Consider the following 17,062-nt stretch of genomic DNA (forward strand, 5'->3'; position numbering starts at 1 on the left):
TTTCAGACCACGGGCGGAATCTGGGTGCCGTTGTCCAACGACTGCCACAGGTACTTGCAGGCAAGCGAGCGGTAGGGGCGCCAGCATTCGGCAATCACAAGCATGCGTTTTTGCAGGGCCCGGCCGGTTTCCTCCAGGCCGTACAGGCGGCGCATGGCGTTTTGCACGCCCAGGTCGCCTTCCGAAAACACATCGGGTTGGTCGAGGGCAAACATTTGCAGCATTTGGGCCGTCCAGCGCCCCACGCCCCGAATGGCGGTGAGGTGCTGTGTAAAGGCTTCCTCCGAAAGGTTGCTGAGGTGCTCGTAGTCCAGCAGGCCCCGCTCGTTGTATTCGGCAATGGCTTTGAGGTAGCCTGCTTTCTGGCGCGAGAGGCCCGCGCTGCGCAGCACGTCTTCGTCCAGGGCCAGCACCTCGCGCGGCTCCGGGTAGCCCTCGGGTGGGAACAAGGCCTGAAAGCGCTTCCAGATGGCCGCCGCCGCCTTGGTCGAAATTTGCTGGCTGACAATGGCCCGCAGCAGCGCCAGGTACAAGTCTTCGTGCGGCCGGGGCTGGATTTCGCGCCCTTGCGCAATCACCTGGCCCAAAACCGGGTCCGATTCAGTAAGGTGTTGAATAGCAGATTGGTTGCTCATTGTTGGCGGTTTGCTGGCAAATTTGGGGCTTCAATATAAATCCTCGGGGTGGGTAGGCACCAGAATCGTGTCCAGCAAATCGCCGGTGGGCGAAAGGCGCACCCCAGCCAGGTTGCGCTTCAAATAAGCGCCGGTATCAATGTAGAGAGTATTCGTTGCGGCATCGGCCAGCAGCTGGCCATTGGCCGTGGGGGTGTGGCCCACCACCTGCAGCTGAGGGAGTTTCCGGAGCGGGCCGCGCCGCCAAAGCAGGCCGTCGGGATGGTCGGGTTCGAGGGCATGGGGCGAGTCGGCTAGGCCCGCGTGGCTGACCACAACGCAGTCGTTCTGCCACCGCAACGGCCGCTGCGCCAGCCACGGCAGGTGCTTGGCCAGCATCTTCGGGCAACTTTTGTACTGATGAACGGTTTCGCGGCCCCCCCAAAGCAGCCAATCCGGGTACGGCCCCGCGGGCCCAAAGTGCTGGAGCATGGCGTGCTCGTGGTTGCCCATCAGGAAAGTAGTGGAATCCGGATGCTGCTCGCTCAGTGTGCGGGCCAACTCCACGGTTTCGGGGGAGTGGCGGCCCCGGTCCACCAAGTCGCCCACTTGAATGAGTTGTTCGGTAGCCGGCCGCCAGTGCGTCAGCACCTCGCTGAACGTGTTGACGCAGCCGTGGACGTCGCCAATAATGAAAAGATTCATGAATTGAATAACGAAGTCAGGCCGTTTTAGGCCCAAAACAGTTCATTTAAACGCTGCTGCGAAGCTGCTGACAGCCGCAGGTATCTGAATCAAAACAAGCCGCGTAAGCCACGATGTCACTGCTTGGCCGGCCGCCGCCAAACCCGCAACCGGTACTTTTGACGGACTGCGCCCTTGGCTGGGCGCCGTTCCTTCTCCTGTCCTTATGCCCATTCGTCGAGTTCTGCGTCCCATCCGGGAGTTATCTGAAAGTGGCAAGTTGGCCGGGCTTCTACTCATTCTGGCCACCGTGGTATCGTTGCTGCTCAGCAACAGCAGCCTGAGTGCGTCCTACCTGAGTTTGTGGGACATCCACTTGGGTTACGGGGTGCTCGATAAATCCCTAACCCATTGGATAAACGATGGTTTGATGGCCATTTTCTTCTTTCTGGTTGGCTTGGAAATCAAGCGCGAAGTGGTGGATGGCGAACTGTCACATCCGCGCCAAGCCATGCTGCCTGCGCTGGCGGCTGTGGGAGGCGTGGCCGCGCCGGCCCTTATTCACTTGGCTTTTACACGGGGAACGCCGGGGGCTTCGGGATGGGCCATTCCCACCGCCACCGACATTGCTTTCTCGCTGGGCATTCTGGCCCTACTGGGCAAGAGGGTGCCGGCCAGTCTGCGCATTTTTCTCACGGCCCTGGCCATCATCGACGACTTGCTGGCCGTGCTCATCATCGCCGTTTTCTACTCCGGTAGTCTACATTTGACTTACATGATGGGTGCCGCAGGAATATTTGGGCTTTTGGTGCTACTCAACCGCCTGCAAGTAAATGCCCTGGGTATCTATCTGGGGCTGGGGCTGCTGCTGTGGTTCTGTGTGCTCGAATCCGGCATTCACGCCACCGTGGCCGGGGTATTGCTGGCCCTCACCATTCCAACTCACCGCATCGAGAGCCTGGAGCACGCCTTGCAGCGGCCCGTTAGCTACTTGTTGCTGCCCCTTTTTGCCCTCTGCAATACGGCCATTGTGCTTAATACTGGCTTGGGGCCTGTTTTTGCCTCGCCGGTGGCGTTGGGTATTGGGTTAGGACTATTGCTGGGCAAGCCGCTGGGCATTGTGGGCGTGGTGGCGTTGCTGGTGCGTTTGGGAGTGGCGGAGCTACCCGCACTGGTCAATTGGCGGCAGATGGTCGGCTTGGGTTTCACGGCCGGCATTGGATTCACCATGGCCATTTTCATCGCCACACTGGCCTATCAAGCCCCGGCCGCCGTGGACGTATCCAAACTGGCCGTGCTAATTGGCTCAGCCATTGCCGCCATCGCAGGGGCCATCATTCTCTGGTTTTCGGAAAATTCAGAAGACCAAGTTGAAACACAAAAGGCTGACGTGGCCTCCGCCCCATCAGCCTCTGTGCAATAATAAAAAAAACGCTTAAACGGCAATGCACGGGTAATTCCGTCGCAGTATTGTTCAGCTAAAAGCAAATATTAGACGAGTTGCGCTACTTGCTGCAAGGCTTCTTCTACCCGCGCAAGGCCCGCGTCGTCCACATCCAGGTGCGTAACGAAGCGAATCCACTGCGGCCCGAAGCTGCTGGCCCGAATGCCCTGCTGCTCCAGGCCTTGCAGGAATTCGGCAGCCGGCTGGCTGTCTTGTAGGCGAAAAATGACAAGATTGGTTTCGGGGTTCAGCACTTCGGCCACGTAGGGCTGCTGGCGTAGCGTTTCGGCCAGGCGCGTGGCGCGGCGGTGGTCGTCGGCCAAGCGCGCCACGTTGTTTTCGAGCGCATACAAGCCGGCAGCGGCAATGTAGCCGGCTTGGCGCATGCCGCCGCCCATCACCTTGCGAATGCGCTTGGTTTTCTTGATGAAATCGGCCGAGCCCAGCAACACCGAGCCCACCGGCGCGCCCAAGCCTTTGGACAAACACACCGAAATGGAGTCGAACACCTGCCCGTAGTCTTCGCTGCGCTGCCCGGTAGCCACCAAGGCGTTGAAGATGCGCGCGCCGTCGAGGTGGCGGGCCAAGCCGTGGCGCTTGGCCACCTCGCTGATGGCCACTAGGTCATCCCAGCTGTAGCAGCTGCCGCCGCCGCGGTTGTGCGTGTTTTCCAGGCTCACGAGGCGGGTGGTGGGGTAGTGGATGTTTTCGGGCCGGATGGCGGCTTCCACCTGCGCGGCCGTCAGGCGGCCCCGGTTGCCGGCCAGCAGCGCCACCGACGCGCCCGAGTGAAAGGCAATGCCGCCCACTTCCCACAGGTACACGTGAGCGGTTTGCTCACAAATTACTTCGCTCAGCGGCTCGGTGTGGGCCTTGATGGCAATCTGGTTGGTCATGGTGCCCGAGGGGCAAAACAGGCCCGCTTCGAGGCCAAACCGGGCCGCCGCTGCTTCTTCGAGGCGGCGCACGGTGGGGTCTTCCTCGTAAACATCGTCGCCCACGGGCGCGGCCATCATGGCCGCAAGCATGGCAGGCGTGGGCCGCGTCACGGTATCGGAGCGCAGGTCAATTACAGGCAGGAGGGAGGAGTCAGCAGACATAGGGTCGGGTTGGACAGGCGAAAAGGCAAGCGGGCCTTTCAGGTTCCAGTCATCTTGGTGTGCTGGCCCTGCTGCCCTGAGCAAAAGTAGCGCTCGAAACGGCCTCGTTGCTACACCCTAGAATGTGCAGTAATTCAGCAAAATGCCTCCTGGGCTTGCACTTTCAAAATGAAAGCCTTACTTTTGCCCTCCGTTTCGTAAGCCCCTAGACTTTAACCAATCCGGCACCATGTCCGTTACCCGCCTCAAGCGCAAGCACCGCAAAAACATTGCCCGTGCCAACAACAAGCAGCACATCATCAAGGAGCTGCTCCGCACGCCCGTTCTGAAAAATGTTGATTTGGAAGAGCTGAAGTCGCGTTTCACCACCACGGCTGCTCCTGCCGCTGCTGACAAGAAAGCCGCTCCTGCCGCCCAAGCCGACAAAAACGAAACGGCTGAAAACGCCGTCGCTTTCGACGACGCCGAAGCCGTAACCAAGCCCGTAAACGAAGAAGGCCAGGCTGGCGAGCATCCCAAGCCTGAAATCGCACTGTAAATAACTTTTGGGTTGGCCGTGGCAGCAAGTGGAGCAATTCCTTGGTGCTGAGTGGCCCACGCAAAAACTTGATAAGCCCCGTCCCCTGCAAGTCAGGCGGCGGGGCTTGTCGGTTTGGGGCGTGCCGAGAATTTTGTCGGCAAACTCTTGTTAGTTGCAACTGTCCGCCAAATTAGCTGGCCCGTTTGCCTAGCTCCACGGCTTGCAAGTCCACTACCTGCCCTGCATCGATGCCAAAGCGCAGCAGCGTGCGCACTTGGTGAAACCCATGCCGCCCCGCCGCCCCAGGGTTCAGGTGAAGAAGGCCCAGCTTCTTATCAGGCATCACCCGCAGAATGTGCGAATGCCCGGTAATGAACAGGCCCGGCCGCGCGGCTGCCAGCAGGGGCCGGGCGGCGGGCGCGTAGTGCCCCGGATACCCGCCAATGTGCGTCATGAGCACCCGCAAGCCCTCTACTTCGAAGTCCTGCACCAGCGGTTGCGTCCTTCGCACGTCCGTTCCGTCGATATTGCCGTACACGCCCCGGAAGCACGGCGCTAAGCCCTGCAATTCGTCCACTACGCGGGCATCGCCAAAGTCTCCGGCGTGCCATATTTCGTCGCAATCGCGCAAATGGTGCGCAATTCGCTCGTCGAGGTAACCGTGGGTGTCGGAAAGCAGGCCAATGCGCGTCATGCCGCAAAGATGCGGCAGGCTGGCAAATCGGTACGGCCCCGTATCTTGCAGTCGCTGCCCGAGGCCCGTTTAGGTATTAAATTTCTGACTCCGGCGCTACACCCTGCCCGTCATCATCTTTTCAATTCGCTATTCCCGATGAATATTTTCATCAACGACATTCCGCTGGTTATTAAAAAACTGAGCGAAAAGGTGTATAAACACAAGTTTGACTTGGTTCTTAACCCCGACGATGATTTCACGTCGAAAGATTTGGTGGGCGACGTGCTGGTGCGCGACGCCGGCCCGTTGTTTATCGACCGCCTATTGCGCCTAATGGAGGTGAAAAAGCTGAAAAAGCTGAAATCCCTCACCATGCTGGTCAAAAAGAAAAAGCACGTCATCCTGCATTTCAAAGACCAGTTCAAAATTGCCAAAGCCGGTGGCGGTTTGGTCGTGAAAGACGACCAAGTGCTGATGATTTACCGCCTCGGCAAATGGGACTTGCCGAAAGGCAAGCTGAAGAGCGACGAAGACACGGCCGTGGGCGCCCTGCGCGAGGTTGAAGAGGAAACGAACATCAAGCTGGAACTCGGCGAAAAGCTGCCCAGCACCTGGCACAGCTACGCTTACAAAGGCAACAAGATGCTGAAAAAGACCGATTGGTACCTTATGAAATCGCTGGATGACAGCCTGATGAAGCCCCAGACGGAAGAATACATTGAGGAGGTGCGTTGGATGTCGCCCCAGGAAGCATTGGCCAAACTGGAGGATTCGTACGCCTCCATTGCGTTGGTGGTGCGGCACTACCTCAACAACATGGCTGGAAAGCCCGCCAAAGTGACGCCCGCTACCGGGAAATAGCGCTATATTGGCGGCTATGAGGCCGGGATTATTGGTTTTTCTTACATTAGGGGGGCTCATGGGTGCTTGTTCCGGCGCTCATGAGCCCCCGCATACCCAGCCAGTAGGTGTAGTAGCCAAGGCCGTTCGGAACAAGCCTGTGCTAAATGTGCCCAGCTTGCTCAGTTTGCCGATTGGCGAATTGGGCCAGCGGCTGGGTCCTCAAATGCCAGTACCGCATGGATTTATTGACCCGGTGCTGGCGCCTTTGGCCAAAACCGACGAAAGGATAGATTCTTCTGCGCTTTTTCGGTACCAAGGATTGTCCCTCATTGCCTCTTATGACTACCGAACGGGCCAGGTGAGCAACCTGTTGCTGCTAGGTACCGACGAGCAGCAGCTAATGAGCAGCGCCAACTTGCAGCTTGGGGATGACGATTATTTGGTGCTGCCGGTTTTTGAAGAGCATCACCTCAGCCGTTTGCTGGGCATACGCGTGATTGCGACCGCAGTGGGCCAACAAGCCATTCGTTATTGAGGCGCTACAGACGCAACAAATTGGGTCAAGTGGCCGTCGAAAAGGCTCGGCGTGGGTGCCCTCTTCCGGCAAGCACAGGCCCTGTTACCTACGTTTTACTAGCACGAAGCTAGGCTGCTACTTTGCGAGCGGTGGCAACGAAAAGGGTAAAAAAGCATCCACATTGCCGCCAAAACGGTGAATGTCCCGGATGATGGTGCTGCTGATGGCTCCCAACGTGGGGGAGGTTAGTAGAAACACGGTTTCCAAGCCCGGGTTCACGTGCTGGTTGCCGTAGGCAATGGGCTTTTCGTACTCAAAATCCGGGCTGTTTCGCAGGCCCCGCAACAGGAAATGGGCCCCAACTTCGCGGGCAAACTCTGCCGTAAGCCCCTGAAAGGTGCGTACCGAAACCCGTGGCTCGTCCCGAAATACGGCAGCAATAAGGTCTTGCATTTGCTCAATAGGCAGGTAGCGTTGCTTGCTGCTGTTGGTGCCAATGGCCACGATAACCTCGTCGAACAAAGCTACCCCACGCTGTACCACGTCGAGGTGGCCGTTGGTGAAAGGGTCGAAGGAACCGGGAAAAACGGCAATGCGGGGCATGGGCAAACCTTTACGCAAAGTGCAGGCCGAATAAGTCGAAATAACGGTACTCAAACACGTCGTTGAGTCGGTAGCTGTATTGCACGTTGCCGGGCCGGGGGCCAAAACGGACGTTGCGCAAATAGGTGCGCAGCAAGCTGAAAATCGCGGAATCAGGCATCAACTCGCCCCAAACGGTAACTTCATCTTGGTCGGGGTCTAGGTTGAGCTCCTGCATCACGAGAATGGTGTAGTAGACAACATCCTCGGCCGTGGTGCAAGGAAAAACATTGCAGTACTCCAGGTGCTGGCCCATCACCACCAGCGTCAGCTCCTGCTGGCCGGGGTTGAGGTAGAGGCGGCGGGGGGCTGCGGCTCCCCGCTGATGCACGAGGCCCGCTAGCAGCGCACTGGTGTGGTGCAGCATGCGGCCCGTGGACCCGTGGGTGGCGGCCAGCCAGTCGGCCAGCGCCGCATCAGCGGCGAACACGTTCACCAGTTCCATGCCGGGGTGGGTGGTGTGGCGCACGGTTTCGGTGGGCGTGAGGGTGTGGTGCAGGCGCAGGGCCGCAGCTTCGTCGCCGGGCCGGAACAGGGGCGCTGGCAGCAGCGTGAAGGCCCGGCCCGTGACGGCTAGCCGCACCGCGTTCCAGCCGCGCTGGTTCAAAAAATCGTGCTGCGCGGCCAGGGCCGGCACGCCCCCGGCGGCTAGCGGATACTCTTCAAGGGCCACGAACTTGTTGCGTTCCACATCGGCAGCCGCAAGGTAGAGGCGGGAGGGCCCAGCCAGCAAGTACAGGTTGTAAGCGGCGGGGTTGGCGGGGTCAAACGTCTCGTCGCGCAAGCGCAGGTGGGAAGACGGCGCAGCCGTGGAAGCAGAAGAAGCAGCAGAGGCAGGCACAAATCGAAGCTAAACGGGCGCAATGGCCGGGGCTAAAGATAATGCCTCGCTTCATGAAGAATGAAGCACTCCGAACGCAAGAATCGAAAATGCAAACGGAAAACCTGGGTCAGCCCAATGCGTACGCGCTAGGCGAAATGGGTCTGCGGCACGAATACGTCGTCGACACTGAGCACCATGCGCAGCACCGGATGTACTTGAGCCGATGGTAGTTGCATGAGCTGACGCGGGGTGAACCAAGCCAATTCCGTGAGCAATTGCCGGTCTGCGGAATGCTCGGGGTCGTGCCCCAGGACGGGCTGGGCTTGTTCCTCGTTCACCACCTCAAAAAACAGCTCAAGGGCTTGCAATTTATCGGTAGCGAATTCGTGGAGGTGCAGAAAACGGCCTGGCGTTGCGTTCAAGCCCGTTTCCTCGTGGAATTCCCGGACCAAGGCCTCGCGAATGCTCTCGCCAAACTGCCAGCCGCCGCCCGGTGGCGACCAAAAAGGTTCGCCATTGGCCAGCAGTCCGCGGTGGGCCGCCAGCAGAATGGCGCCGTCGCGCAACAGCAGCCCCCCCACCCGGACCCGCACCTGGCCAGTGTAAGCCTGAAGCAGGGCATCGGGAGAAGTAATAATCGAAGTAGGCATGGTGGTGGTCGGGCACCCCAGCGGAGTTAGAAATCGGCGCCCGGTGTTGTACGGCTAACGGCAGGCTGCTGACATTGTTTTAATTCAACTGCGAAAAGAAAGCCCAAGCCGCGGCCCCCGTTAAATACGCATGCGCCGCCGGGCCCGCCAGCGGCCCAGTTGGCTCAGCATGAATACCAGGAGCAGCAGCACCACGCCCGCCGCCACCAGCGGCAGCAGCAGCGTAAAAGCTACTCCGCCCACGGCCAGCGCGTTTTCCGCTGTGGCCACCACGGGGTTGCCGAGGCCCCCGGTGGTGACGGCCGAAGCCCCTCGCAGCAGCGCCGTACCGGTTTGAATGATGCCGGCCGTGCCGCCGCCTACCAGCACGCCCAGCGTCCAGCGCAGGGTGGGGTCGAGGTGGGGCAGGGCCGACGTCATGAGAATGGTGCCGGCAACGAAGGACGCCGGCGTGGTGAGCGTATCGAGGAAGTGGTCGACAACCGGGATATAATAGCCCGCTATTTCCACCAAAGTGGCCGTGGCCAGGGTAATCAGGGCCGGCCAGCTACCCAGCCACGCAAATCCTGAGGCGGGCGTCATGTAGTCGAAATGATAAGCCAGACTGGCCGCCAGCAAGGGCACAAACACTCGGAACCCGCTGGAAGCGGCCAGCCCGAGGCCCAGCGCGCCGGCCACCAGAAACTGCATCATTGGCAATTGGTCCATCTGCTTAAGGAGCTAATGTGAAGGATGAAGGCAGGCGCCCGCCCCGAAGCCAGTACCTTTGGGTATCTATCTGCTAATGGCGTTTGTCGTGGCCGCAAAGCCATTCTGGGGGCCAGTAAGCAGGTTTTCGAATCAAACCAAAACAGAAAGCGGTGCCAGTGCCGGGCCCAATAGTTGGCCCAGCCCGGGTACCTCAGCAAACATAAACGTTTTCAGTGTCTATTAACTCAGAAAAAGTCGCCTCGGCCGATACTGCCGCCGAACTCGAAGTCCGCATCCGCCGCAAGCTCACCCGCCAGCGCTTCATGCACCTCATCGGGGCCGATTTGACGGTGATAACCCCCGGCCGGGTCGAAGCGGAGCTCGTCATGGGCGAGCAGCACCAGCAGCAGCGCGGTTTTGCCCACGGCGGCCTCATCGCCACCCTGGCCGATTTGGTGGCCGGCTTTGCCGGCGTCACCCTCATTCCCGACCATTTCGGGCTGGTGACCTCCGATTTGAAAATCTCCTACCTGCATCCCGGCGTCGGGCAGAAATTAAAAGCCATCGGCTGGGTGTTGAAAGCCGGCCGGCGCCTGCAATTCTGCGAAGCCGAAGTGTGGTGCGATGACTTGCTAATTGCCAAGGCCAGCGCCACCATGGCGGTGATTGAGCCGCAGTAACCAAAAAATGAAAACGCACCAGAGGTTAGGTGAGCGGACCTTTTAGCCCCGCGGACTCTGAGATGACTGAGCTCAACGTGGAATCTTCAACGGCGGCGGTGCTTATCCCTATTTTGAGCGTGAAGCAGGATTTACGAAACATATGTTAAAACTTCGCACCCCGTCCGTTCGCGACTATTTTCCTTACGAGCCCACCGACGACCAAGCTCAGCTATTCACGCAACTTGATGCGTTTTTGCGCGACGACCTGCCGGGCCGTAAGGTTTTTGTGCTGCGTGGCTATGCGGGCACGGGCAAAACCACCGTGGTCAGCGCCCTGGTACAGTGGCTGCACAAGCTCCAGCGCAAATACACGCTGATGGCCCCCACCGGCCGCGCTGCCAAGGTGATGGCCGGCTACGCAGGCGTGCCCGCCAGCACCATCCACAAGAAAATCTACCGCCAGACCTCCGGCTCGCCTTCCGAACGGCTCAATTTCCAGCGCCAGCCCAACCGCACCGAGCAAACGCTGTACATCGTGGACGAGGCCTCGATGATTTCGGACGAGAAAGCCTTTGGCGAAAGCGGTTTGCTGGACGACTTGATGGGGTTTGTGTTCGAGAAAACCAGCAACAAGCTCCTGCTCATCGGCGACACGGCGCAGCTGCCGCCCGTGGGCCAACTCCTGAGTCCGGCCCTCGACCCCGAGTTGCTGGCCCACCGCTTCCGGGCCACCGTGGGCAGCGTGGAGCTGCGGCAAGTAATGCGTCAGGCCCAGGAATCGGGCATTCTGGTGAATGCTACGGAACTGCGCGAAGAGCTGCGCGAGGAAGTGCCCAATATTCAGCTCCATACCAAAGGCTACGGTGACATCTTTAAGATGGGCGGCGACAAGCTGGAAGACGGCTTGCGCTGGGCGTACCGCAATTTTGGGCACGAAAACACGACCATCATCTGCCGCTCCAATCGCAATGCCAACCAGTATAACCAGCTCATTCGGCGGGCGTTGTTCGATGCCGAGGAGGAGATTGAGGGTGGCGACTATCTGATGGTGGTGCGCAACAACTACTTCTGGCTGCCCAAGGATTCCGAAATTGGCTTTCTGGCCAACGGCGACTTCCTGCAAATCAGCAAAATCATTCGGCGCGAGGAAGTGTACGGTTTTCATTTTGCCCAGGCCCAGGTCCGGCTCGTGGATTACCCAGACGAGCCCGAAATCGAAGTAAAGCTGCTACTCGATACCCTGCACACCGAAAGCCCGGCCTTGCCTTCGGACCGCAACAACGCCTTGTATATGGCCGTGAGCGAAGACTACGCGCACCTGAAAACCAAGGCCGAGCGCTACAAGGAAATGCGCAAAGACCCGTACCTGAATGCGCTGCAAGTGAAGTTTGCCTACGCCCTGACCTGCCACAAGGCGCAGGGTGGGCAGTGGCAGGCCGTGTTCGTTGACCACGGTTTTTTGAAGCCCGACGAGCCGTTGGCGGGTGAGTTTGCGCGGTGGCTGTACACGGCCATCACGCGGGCGTCGGAGCGGTTGTTTTTGCTGAACTTTCAGCCCAAGCTTTTGAGCGACGTGCCTGAGGAAGAGTGAAGTAGCAGATTAAGTCAACCGTCTAAAGCGCTCAATACATAAATTTTACAGTAATCTTTTCTTTCGCAGAATCTTAAGGCTAATGAATTGGTTAAGAGCGTACCTTCGGTGCGCCTTGGGGGCCGCCGGGGCAGTTTGGTCGTAAATTTGCGTGTCGGCCCGGAACCAGTAAATTTGTTCATCCCAACTTTTTCCGCGAACTCTTCTCATTCTTATTATTTTTTTCCGCCTCATGAAAAAAACCTTGCTTCTCGCCCTGAGCCTGACCGCTGCCGCTTACTCTGCGCAAGCCCAGGTTGCCAAGCCCGCCGCTAAAGCAGTTGGCCCGGTTGCCGGTCCCGCCATCACGTTCGAAGAGTCGAAATATGACTTTGGTTCGGTAGCCCAGGGCGGTGTGGTTGACCATACCTTCAAATTCAAAAACACAGGCACGGCTCCCCTCGTGATTTCCAACATTGGCGTGAGCTGCGGTTGCACCACTCCCGAGTGGACCAAAACGCCGGTGATGCCCGGCAAAACCGGCACCATCAGTGCCCACTTCAACACGGCCGGCAAAATCGGCATGCAGAACAAAGTGCTGACCATCGAGTCCAATTCGCCCGCCGGCAGCACCACCGTTTCGCTGGTAGGCGAAGTGAAAGAGCCTTCGGCCTCGGCTACTTCGGATGCCCGCGCTGATGCCACAACTGCCACGCCAACTGCTGGTAAAAAAGTAAAAGAAAAGACCACCGATTCAAAATTCAAAGCCAAAGTGAAGTAAGCTTTCACCCATTGCTGCTACAGAAAAAGGGCTATCCGCACTGCGGATAGCCCTTTTTCTGTAGTCAGGTTTTGTAGCGGCTACAGCTTGCGCACGGCCAGCAGTAAACTAAGCCAGCCGCCCAGCAGCAGCAGCCCGCCGATGGGTGCCACCGCCCCCAACTTGGTGATGCCTGTGAAACACAACGCATAAAGCGAGCCGCTGAAAATGATAATGCCTCCCACCCAGAGCCAGCCCGTGGTGCCCAGCGCCCGCAGTTCGGGCCGCACGGCCCACAGAACGCCAATGGCCAAAAGCGCCAGTGCGTGGTAAAACTGGTAGCGAACCGCGGTTTCAAAGGTGTCGAAGCGGCCGGATTTTTCCAGGGTTTCGCGCAGGCCATGGGCGCCAAATGCGCCGATGGCCACGCCCAGGCCCCCGAGCAGGGCCGCAAGTTGAAGGAGAAGGCGAGCAGTCATTGAAAAAGAGAAAAAGAGAAGAAGTTGCGCCGAAGGTACGGACCGATGCCACGGTGCGGCCGTCAGATTTGCCGCTTCAGGCGCACGGAAGCGGTATGCAGGTTGCCGTTGCGCCGCCGCAGTACCATAAACAAAGCCCGGCCGTCTTCAGAGTGCAACATGCGGTCGAGTTGGGTAAGCGAGTAAGCATTGGCCGGAGTAAAGTTGATACTTATCAGCTCATCGTCAACGGCTAAGCCGGCGGCTTCGGCGGGGGAATTGGCCATGACGCGTAGCACGAAAAACCGCCGGTACTTTGGACCGGTCGCCAATAATTCGATGCCGCACATGTCGTGCTCAAAAGGTTCGCGGAATCTGGTGTTAGGCCTCAACAGCAACCGCCGGTTAGGGTAGTCGACGACGAGGTAAAAGCGCTTGAGAAGTTCGTAGCCGATGTTTCCATTGCGCGGAATCTCAATGCGGCGATGCACATCGGCGGCGTTGGGATAAGAAGTGAGCACCGAGCGCATAGTATAGCGGCCCAACTGTAATTCAGGCACTCGACCGAGGTAGCCTTCGACTAGGCCCGTAAGCCCGCGGCCAAGGTCAGCGGAAAGGCGTTGCGCAGGGAGTTTAAGGCGTGGGTCAGAATCTATTTCAATCGATAGTGCATGGCTGGCGCCGGTGTCCAATACCAGCTTAAGTGGTAATGTGAGCGAATCAGTGACCTTGACGGGCGTGGTGATGTAGGCTTTGTTGTTCTCCAACGACAGCGGGATAGCGGCCCAATTTTTCCCGCTTGGGGCTTTATATGTAGCCGGATTGCTGAGCAGGATTTCGCCCTGTTCGGGCCGGAGCGTTACCACAAAGCTGCGAAACAGCTCCGACCCCAAGATGCCGTGAATGGGCATGCCGATGTAGCCGGATAGGTTCAGCACGTCTTCCGAAATAACCAACCACGACATGTGGGCCGCAATTGCGCCGGGAATCTCCACCCGGATGCTGTCGGTTTGGTAGGCCAGCAGCCCGGTGCTGGCCCCGCCCGCACCTACCACTCGAAACTTCTCGCCCTGCCGCATTCGCAGCGAATCGGCCAGGCTGGGGGACGTAATAATGGACGTGTTGACGCCGGTGTCCAGCAAAAAATTGTACGGGCCGGAATTATTAAGCCGCGCGCTTACCACCAGGAGGTTGCGCTGAAGCTGAATGGGAACCCGAACGCTCCGCCGCCGGCTGTTCGCCAACACAAACGGCGCCGGTTCCTGGCCGGTTTGGGCCTGCGCGGGGCGGCCCATATCCCAGCAAAAGCTTAGGAAAACAAGCAAACACACAAAACGCAGGGCCAACATAGAAAACAGAGCGAAACCGGACCGGTAAATAAAGCGAATAAGCAGCGCCTTTACCTAACTGCGCTGCTTTAGTCGCATGGTTCCCAGGGGCCGTGGGGGTCGAAGCGGAGGCTGCCGTGCTCAATATAAAGAGGCGCAGCTATATTGTTATGGTATAATTGGCCCGTGCCCAGCCCCTGCGCGAAGCCTCGCACGTCGTACTCGCCCGTGAGCTGCGCCACGGCATTGAGGCCAATATTGGATTCCAGGGCCGAAGTAATCCACCAGCCAAGGCCGCGTGCCTCGGCCAGGGCAATCCAGCGGCGGGTGGCGGCGTGGCCGCCCAGCAGCGTGGGCTTGAGCACAATGTAGGTGGGGCGCACCGCATCCAGTAATGCGGTTTGTTGAGTAAGGTCGCTCACTCCGATTAACTCTTCATCGAGCGCAATGGGGATGGGGGATGTGCGGCACAGTTCCGCCAGAGCCGGGAGTTGGCCGGCGGCAATGGGCTGCTCGATGGAGTGCACCTGAAATGCCGCCAGCTGCTCTAATTTCCGGGGGGCATCGGCAGGCGCGAACGCGCCGTTGGCGTCTAACCGCAGCATGAGCTGGTCGGGGCCGGCCACGGCCCTGATTTCGGCCAGCAGCGCCAGTTCAGTATCAAAATCCAGGCTTCCTATTTTAAGCTTAAGGCAGGAATACCCGGCGGCCAGTTTTTGCTGAATCTGCTCGCGCATGAAGGGCGCGTCGCCCATCCACACCAAGCCGTTGATGGGTAGAGGGGCCCGCCCTTGGCTGAAGGGGTTCGCATAAAGCTGGCGGTGCCCGCCGCCGGCCAAGTCGAGGGCCGCGGTTTCGAGGGCAAAAACCAGCGACGGATACCCCGGACCCACAAATGCCGGAGCATCGGCCGCCGCGAAGGTGGCAAATGCTCCGGCATTGAACCGTTCGCAGAGCTGAGCTACTGCGATTGGAAATGTGGGGACAAAATCGGGGCTGAGGCCGGCCAAGGGGGCGGCTTCGCCGATGCCAACTACCGCCGGAGCGGCATCGTCGGCTAGGTGCAGGTACCAGGCCACGTGTTCGGCCAAGGCCCCGCGGGAGGTACGGGCCGGGAAGTTGAAGCGCAGCGCGCGGTGCGTAAAGCGGAGACGAAGCATGCCGCAAAGATGCGCGGCTGGCGGCGCTTGGCTGTGCTACTTGCTGGCGGTGGCGTTGGTCTTGCCACGGCGACTTACCAAGCCACCCTTTCGGCCTGCGTCGCGGGCCTCTTCGGCCGAGAAGCGGTGGCCGCGGCCACTGGCATGGGAAGCTTTGCCGCCTTCGCTGGCGATGCGACGCTGGGTCTCGGGGCTCATGGCCGCAAAACCGCGACGGCTCTTAGTTCCCACACGGTTAGCAGGGCGGGTGGACGATTTGGCAGCCGCGGCCGCTGAATTGGCGATGTTAGAAATTGAAGAAGCCATAGGAATATTGAAAGAAGGTTAAGTATGGTGCAAGTGTAATACTATCTGGTGGTAATCCTACTCTAACATGCCTGTTTAGTTGTGATTTAGGTCGAAAATGGGCGTAAATACCACTTTCTACGGAAGAGCTTGTACGTACTTCACAGTCGGGCTCTGCGTGTTTATCTCCTCCTTGGCTTAGGGTTGCGTGAAATGCCGGGTTTACGCGCAACGCAACCTCCGGCCTGCTAATCCGGTTAGTGCTGTGGTTCCCCTTTTGTTACGTCTTATGTCCGAGATTCAAGCTTTTCCCTCAGCTGTTCGCGTCGCGCAATCCTGGTTGGCGCGCTACCGGGCCGTGCGGGCGCAGAGCCAGGCCCTGTGTGCCCCGCTGCTCCCCGAAGACACGGTGGTGCAGCCCATGCTCGATGTGAGCCCCCCCAAATGGCACCTGGCCCACACCACTTGGTTTTGGGAAACGTTTCTGCTGAAAGAGTACGTGCCCGGCTACCAGCTATTCCACCCCGAATACGCTTTTCTGTTCAACTCCTACTACAACTCCCTGGGTTCGCGCGTGAACCGCGCTGACCGTGGCACGCTCTCGCGCCCGGCCCTGGCCGATGTGCTGGCCTACCGGGCCCACGTCGATGCCGCTTTGGAGGCGCTGCTGACCGAAACCGACGAGTTGCCCACCACTTTTTACGAACTGCTAGAACTGGGCCTCCAGCACGAGCAGCAACACCAAGAACTACTGGCTACGGACATCAAATACATTCTCAGCACCAGCCCATTGGCGCCGGCTTATCTGGCTGCAGAGTCGCTGCTTGAAGGAGAGGAAGTTGAAGCAGTTGCTTCTGGTGCGGCTGCGTGGCTGGCCGTGCCGGGTGGTATTCATCGCATTGGCTTTCGGGAAACCGGCTTTTGCTTTGATAATGAGCTGGCGGCCCACGAAGTACTGTTGGCGCCTTTTGAATTGCAAAACCGGCTGGTAACCAATGCTGAGTACCTGGCCTTTATGGAGACGGGAGGCTACCGCGACTTTCGGTATTGGATGGGCGAGGGCTGGGACCTGGCCCAGGCGCAGGGCTGGGAAGCACCGCTGTATTGGATGCAAAAAGAAGGCTGCTGGCACCGGTTTACGCACCACGGCTTGCAAGCCCTGAACCCGCTGGCGCCCGTCACCCACATCAGTTTTTACGAAGCCGATGCGTATGCCAACTGGGCCGGCGCGCGCCTACTCACCGAAGCCGAATGGGAAACGGCTGCCCGGCATTTTGGGGCCAGCACCGCGGAGGGCACCTGGCTGGAGAGCAACGTGCTGGACCCTCAGCCCGTGCCCGCCGATGCCGACCCCACCGCCTGCCACCAGCTCCTCGGCGACTGCTGGGAGTGGACCTATTCGGCCTACCATGCCTACCCCGGCTACCAGCGGGCCGCGGGCGCCTTGGGCGAGTACAACGGCAAGTTTATGGTAAACCAGCTGGTGCTGCGCGGGGGCTCCTGCGCCACGCCGGAAAGCCACATTCGCCTCAGCTACCGCAATTTTTTTCACGCCGACAAGCGCTGGCAGTTTACCGGCATCCGCCTGGCCCGCTCCCTAAGCGAGTAAACGGTACGCAAGTAGTTACAAGTTGGC

At 59.2% G+C, this 17,062-nt stretch carries 20 protein-coding genes; 8 read left to right on the forward strand and 12 right to left on the reverse strand.

Translation table 11 applies throughout. The features are described from left to right. Window positions 1-2: 2 nt before the first annotated feature. Both I2I05_RS07595 and I2I05_RS07600 read right to left on the reverse strand, forming a co-directional pair. A complete protein-coding gene (locus I2I05_RS07595; RefSeq protein WP_196281639.1) occupies window positions 3-635 on the reverse strand; it encodes a DNA-3-methyladenine glycosylase family protein in 633 nt (210 codons plus the stop codon). A gap of 30 nt (window positions 636-665) precedes the next feature. Then, a complete protein-coding gene (locus I2I05_RS07600) occupies window positions 666-1,319 on the reverse strand; it encodes a metallophosphoesterase (protein ID WP_196281640.1) in 654 nt (217 codons plus the stop codon). A 205-nt stretch (window positions 1,320-1,524) separates the two neighbouring features. Here I2I05_RS07600 and nhaA point away from each other — a divergent pair, with 205 nt between their 5' ends. Continuing rightward, window positions 1,525-2,721, forward strand: a complete 1,197-nt coding sequence (gene nhaA / locus I2I05_RS07605) for a Na+/H+ antiporter NhaA (protein ID WP_196281641.1) — start codon at window positions 1,525-1,527, stop codon at window positions 2,719-2,721. Between the two features lie 68 nt (window positions 2,722-2,789). Here the strand turns inward: nhaA and ltaE are convergent, their stop codons facing one another. Beyond that, window positions 2,790-3,842 (reverse strand): low-specificity L-threonine aldolase, encoded by a 1,053-nt coding sequence (gene ltaE, locus I2I05_RS07610; protein ID WP_196281642.1) that lies wholly within the window; start codon window positions 3,840-3,842, stop codon window positions 2,790-2,792. Window positions 3,843-4,071: 229 nt separating this feature from the next. On the opposite strand from ltaE, the gene I2I05_RS07615 reads away from it, so the two are divergent. Next, window positions 4,072-4,380, forward strand: coding sequence for a hypothetical protein (locus I2I05_RS07615; protein ID WP_196282046.1), 309 nt, complete (start codon window positions 4,072-4,074; stop codon window positions 4,378-4,380). 172 nt (window positions 4,381-4,552) lie between these two features. Here I2I05_RS07615 and I2I05_RS07620 read toward each other — a convergent pair whose 3' ends face one another. Continuing rightward, on the reverse strand, window positions 4,553-5,056 hold the full coding sequence (locus tag I2I05_RS07620) for a metallophosphoesterase family protein (RefSeq protein WP_196281643.1): 504 nt from the start codon (window positions 5,054-5,056) through the stop codon (window positions 4,553-4,555). A gap of 138 nt (window positions 5,057-5,194) precedes the next feature. Between I2I05_RS07620 and I2I05_RS07625 the strand changes: the two genes are divergently transcribed. Both I2I05_RS07625 and I2I05_RS07630 read left to right on the forward strand, forming a co-directional pair. After that, window positions 5,195-5,899 (forward strand): NUDIX hydrolase, encoded by a 705-nt coding sequence (locus tag I2I05_RS07625; RefSeq protein WP_196281644.1) that lies wholly within the window; start codon window positions 5,195-5,197, stop codon window positions 5,897-5,899. Window positions 5,900-6,047: 148 nt separating this feature from the next. Continuing rightward, window positions 6,048-6,416 carry a hypothetical protein gene (locus I2I05_RS07630; RefSeq protein ID WP_196281645.1) on the forward strand — a complete coding sequence of 123 codons (369 nt, stop codon included), beginning with the start codon at window positions 6,048-6,050 and terminating at the stop codon, window positions 6,414-6,416. A 117-nt stretch (window positions 6,417-6,533) separates the two neighbouring features. Here the strand turns inward: I2I05_RS07630 and coaD are convergent, their stop codons facing one another. The 4 genes from coaD to I2I05_RS07650 form a co-directional block, all read right to left on the reverse strand. After that, a complete protein-coding gene (gene coaD, locus I2I05_RS07635; RefSeq protein WP_196281646.1) occupies window positions 6,534-7,001 on the reverse strand; it encodes a pantetheine-phosphate adenylyltransferase in 468 nt (155 codons plus the stop codon). Between the two features lie 10 nt (window positions 7,002-7,011). Further along, complete coding sequence (locus I2I05_RS07640; protein WP_196281647.1) at window positions 7,012-7,881, reverse strand: DUF3822 family protein; 870 nt, start codon at window positions 7,879-7,881, stop codon at window positions 7,012-7,014. 128 nt (window positions 7,882-8,009) lie between these two features. Further along, a complete protein-coding gene (locus I2I05_RS07645; RefSeq protein WP_196281648.1) occupies window positions 8,010-8,513 on the reverse strand; it encodes an NUDIX domain-containing protein in 504 nt (167 codons plus the stop codon). 120 nt (window positions 8,514-8,633) lie between these two features. Beyond that, entirely contained in the window at window positions 8,634-9,221 is a 588-nt protein-coding gene (locus I2I05_RS07650) for a DUF4126 domain-containing protein (protein WP_230688216.1), read from the reverse strand. A gap of 215 nt (window positions 9,222-9,436) precedes the next feature. Between I2I05_RS07650 and I2I05_RS07655 the strand changes: the two genes are divergently transcribed. From I2I05_RS07655 to I2I05_RS07665, 3 genes are all read left to right on the forward strand, one after another. Beyond that, window positions 9,437-9,883: a PaaI family thioesterase gene (locus I2I05_RS07655; RefSeq protein ID WP_317192329.1), complete on the forward strand. Its 447-nt coding sequence runs from the start codon at window positions 9,437-9,439 to the stop codon at window positions 9,881-9,883. Between the two features lie 142 nt (window positions 9,884-10,025). Beyond that, entirely contained in the window at window positions 10,026-11,456 is a 1,431-nt protein-coding gene (locus I2I05_RS07660; protein WP_196281649.1) for an ATP-dependent DNA helicase, read from the forward strand. A 232-nt stretch (window positions 11,457-11,688) separates the two neighbouring features. Next, window positions 11,689-12,216 (forward strand): DUF1573 domain-containing protein, encoded by a 528-nt coding sequence (locus I2I05_RS07665; protein ID WP_196281650.1) that lies wholly within the window; start codon window positions 11,689-11,691, stop codon window positions 12,214-12,216. Window positions 12,217-12,296: 80 nt separating this feature from the next. On the opposite strand, the gene I2I05_RS07670 is transcribed toward I2I05_RS07665, so the two are convergent. The 4 genes from I2I05_RS07670 to I2I05_RS07685 all read right to left on the reverse strand — a co-directional run bounded on the left by I2I05_RS07670 (window position 12,297) and on the right by I2I05_RS07685 (window position 15,447). Then, on the reverse strand, window positions 12,297-12,674 hold the full coding sequence (locus tag I2I05_RS07670; RefSeq protein WP_196281651.1) for a DUF423 domain-containing protein: 378 nt from the start codon (window positions 12,672-12,674) through the stop codon (window positions 12,297-12,299). Window positions 12,675-12,736: 62 nt separating this feature from the next. Beyond that, window positions 12,737-13,948 (reverse strand): aspartyl protease family protein, encoded by a 1,212-nt coding sequence (locus I2I05_RS07675; RefSeq protein WP_196281652.1) that lies wholly within the window; start codon window positions 13,946-13,948, stop codon window positions 12,737-12,739. A 122-nt stretch (window positions 13,949-14,070) separates the two neighbouring features. Continuing rightward, the gene (locus I2I05_RS07680; protein WP_196281653.1) at window positions 14,071-15,141 is read right to left on the reverse strand and encodes an o-succinylbenzoate synthase; all 1,071 of its coding nucleotides are present in this window, start codon (window positions 15,139-15,141) and stop codon (window positions 14,071-14,073) included. A 36-nt stretch (window positions 15,142-15,177) separates the two neighbouring features. Beyond that, window positions 15,178-15,447, reverse strand: coding sequence for a KGG domain-containing protein (locus tag I2I05_RS07685; protein ID WP_196281654.1), 270 nt, complete (start codon window positions 15,445-15,447; stop codon window positions 15,178-15,180). A 268-nt stretch (window positions 15,448-15,715) separates the two neighbouring features. On the opposite strand from I2I05_RS07685, the gene egtB reads away from it, so the two are divergent. Continuing rightward, complete coding sequence (gene egtB / locus I2I05_RS07690; RefSeq protein WP_196281655.1) at window positions 15,716-17,035, forward strand: ergothioneine biosynthesis protein EgtB; 1,320 nt, start codon at window positions 15,716-15,718, stop codon at window positions 17,033-17,035. Window positions 17,036-17,062 lie beyond the last annotated feature (27 nt).

It is taken from the genome of Hymenobacter jeongseonensis (genome assembly GCF_015694725.1).
In the GTDB taxonomy this organism is placed as follows: Bacteria; Bacteroidota; Bacteroidia; order Cytophagales; family Hymenobacteraceae; genus Hymenobacter; species Hymenobacter jeongseonensis.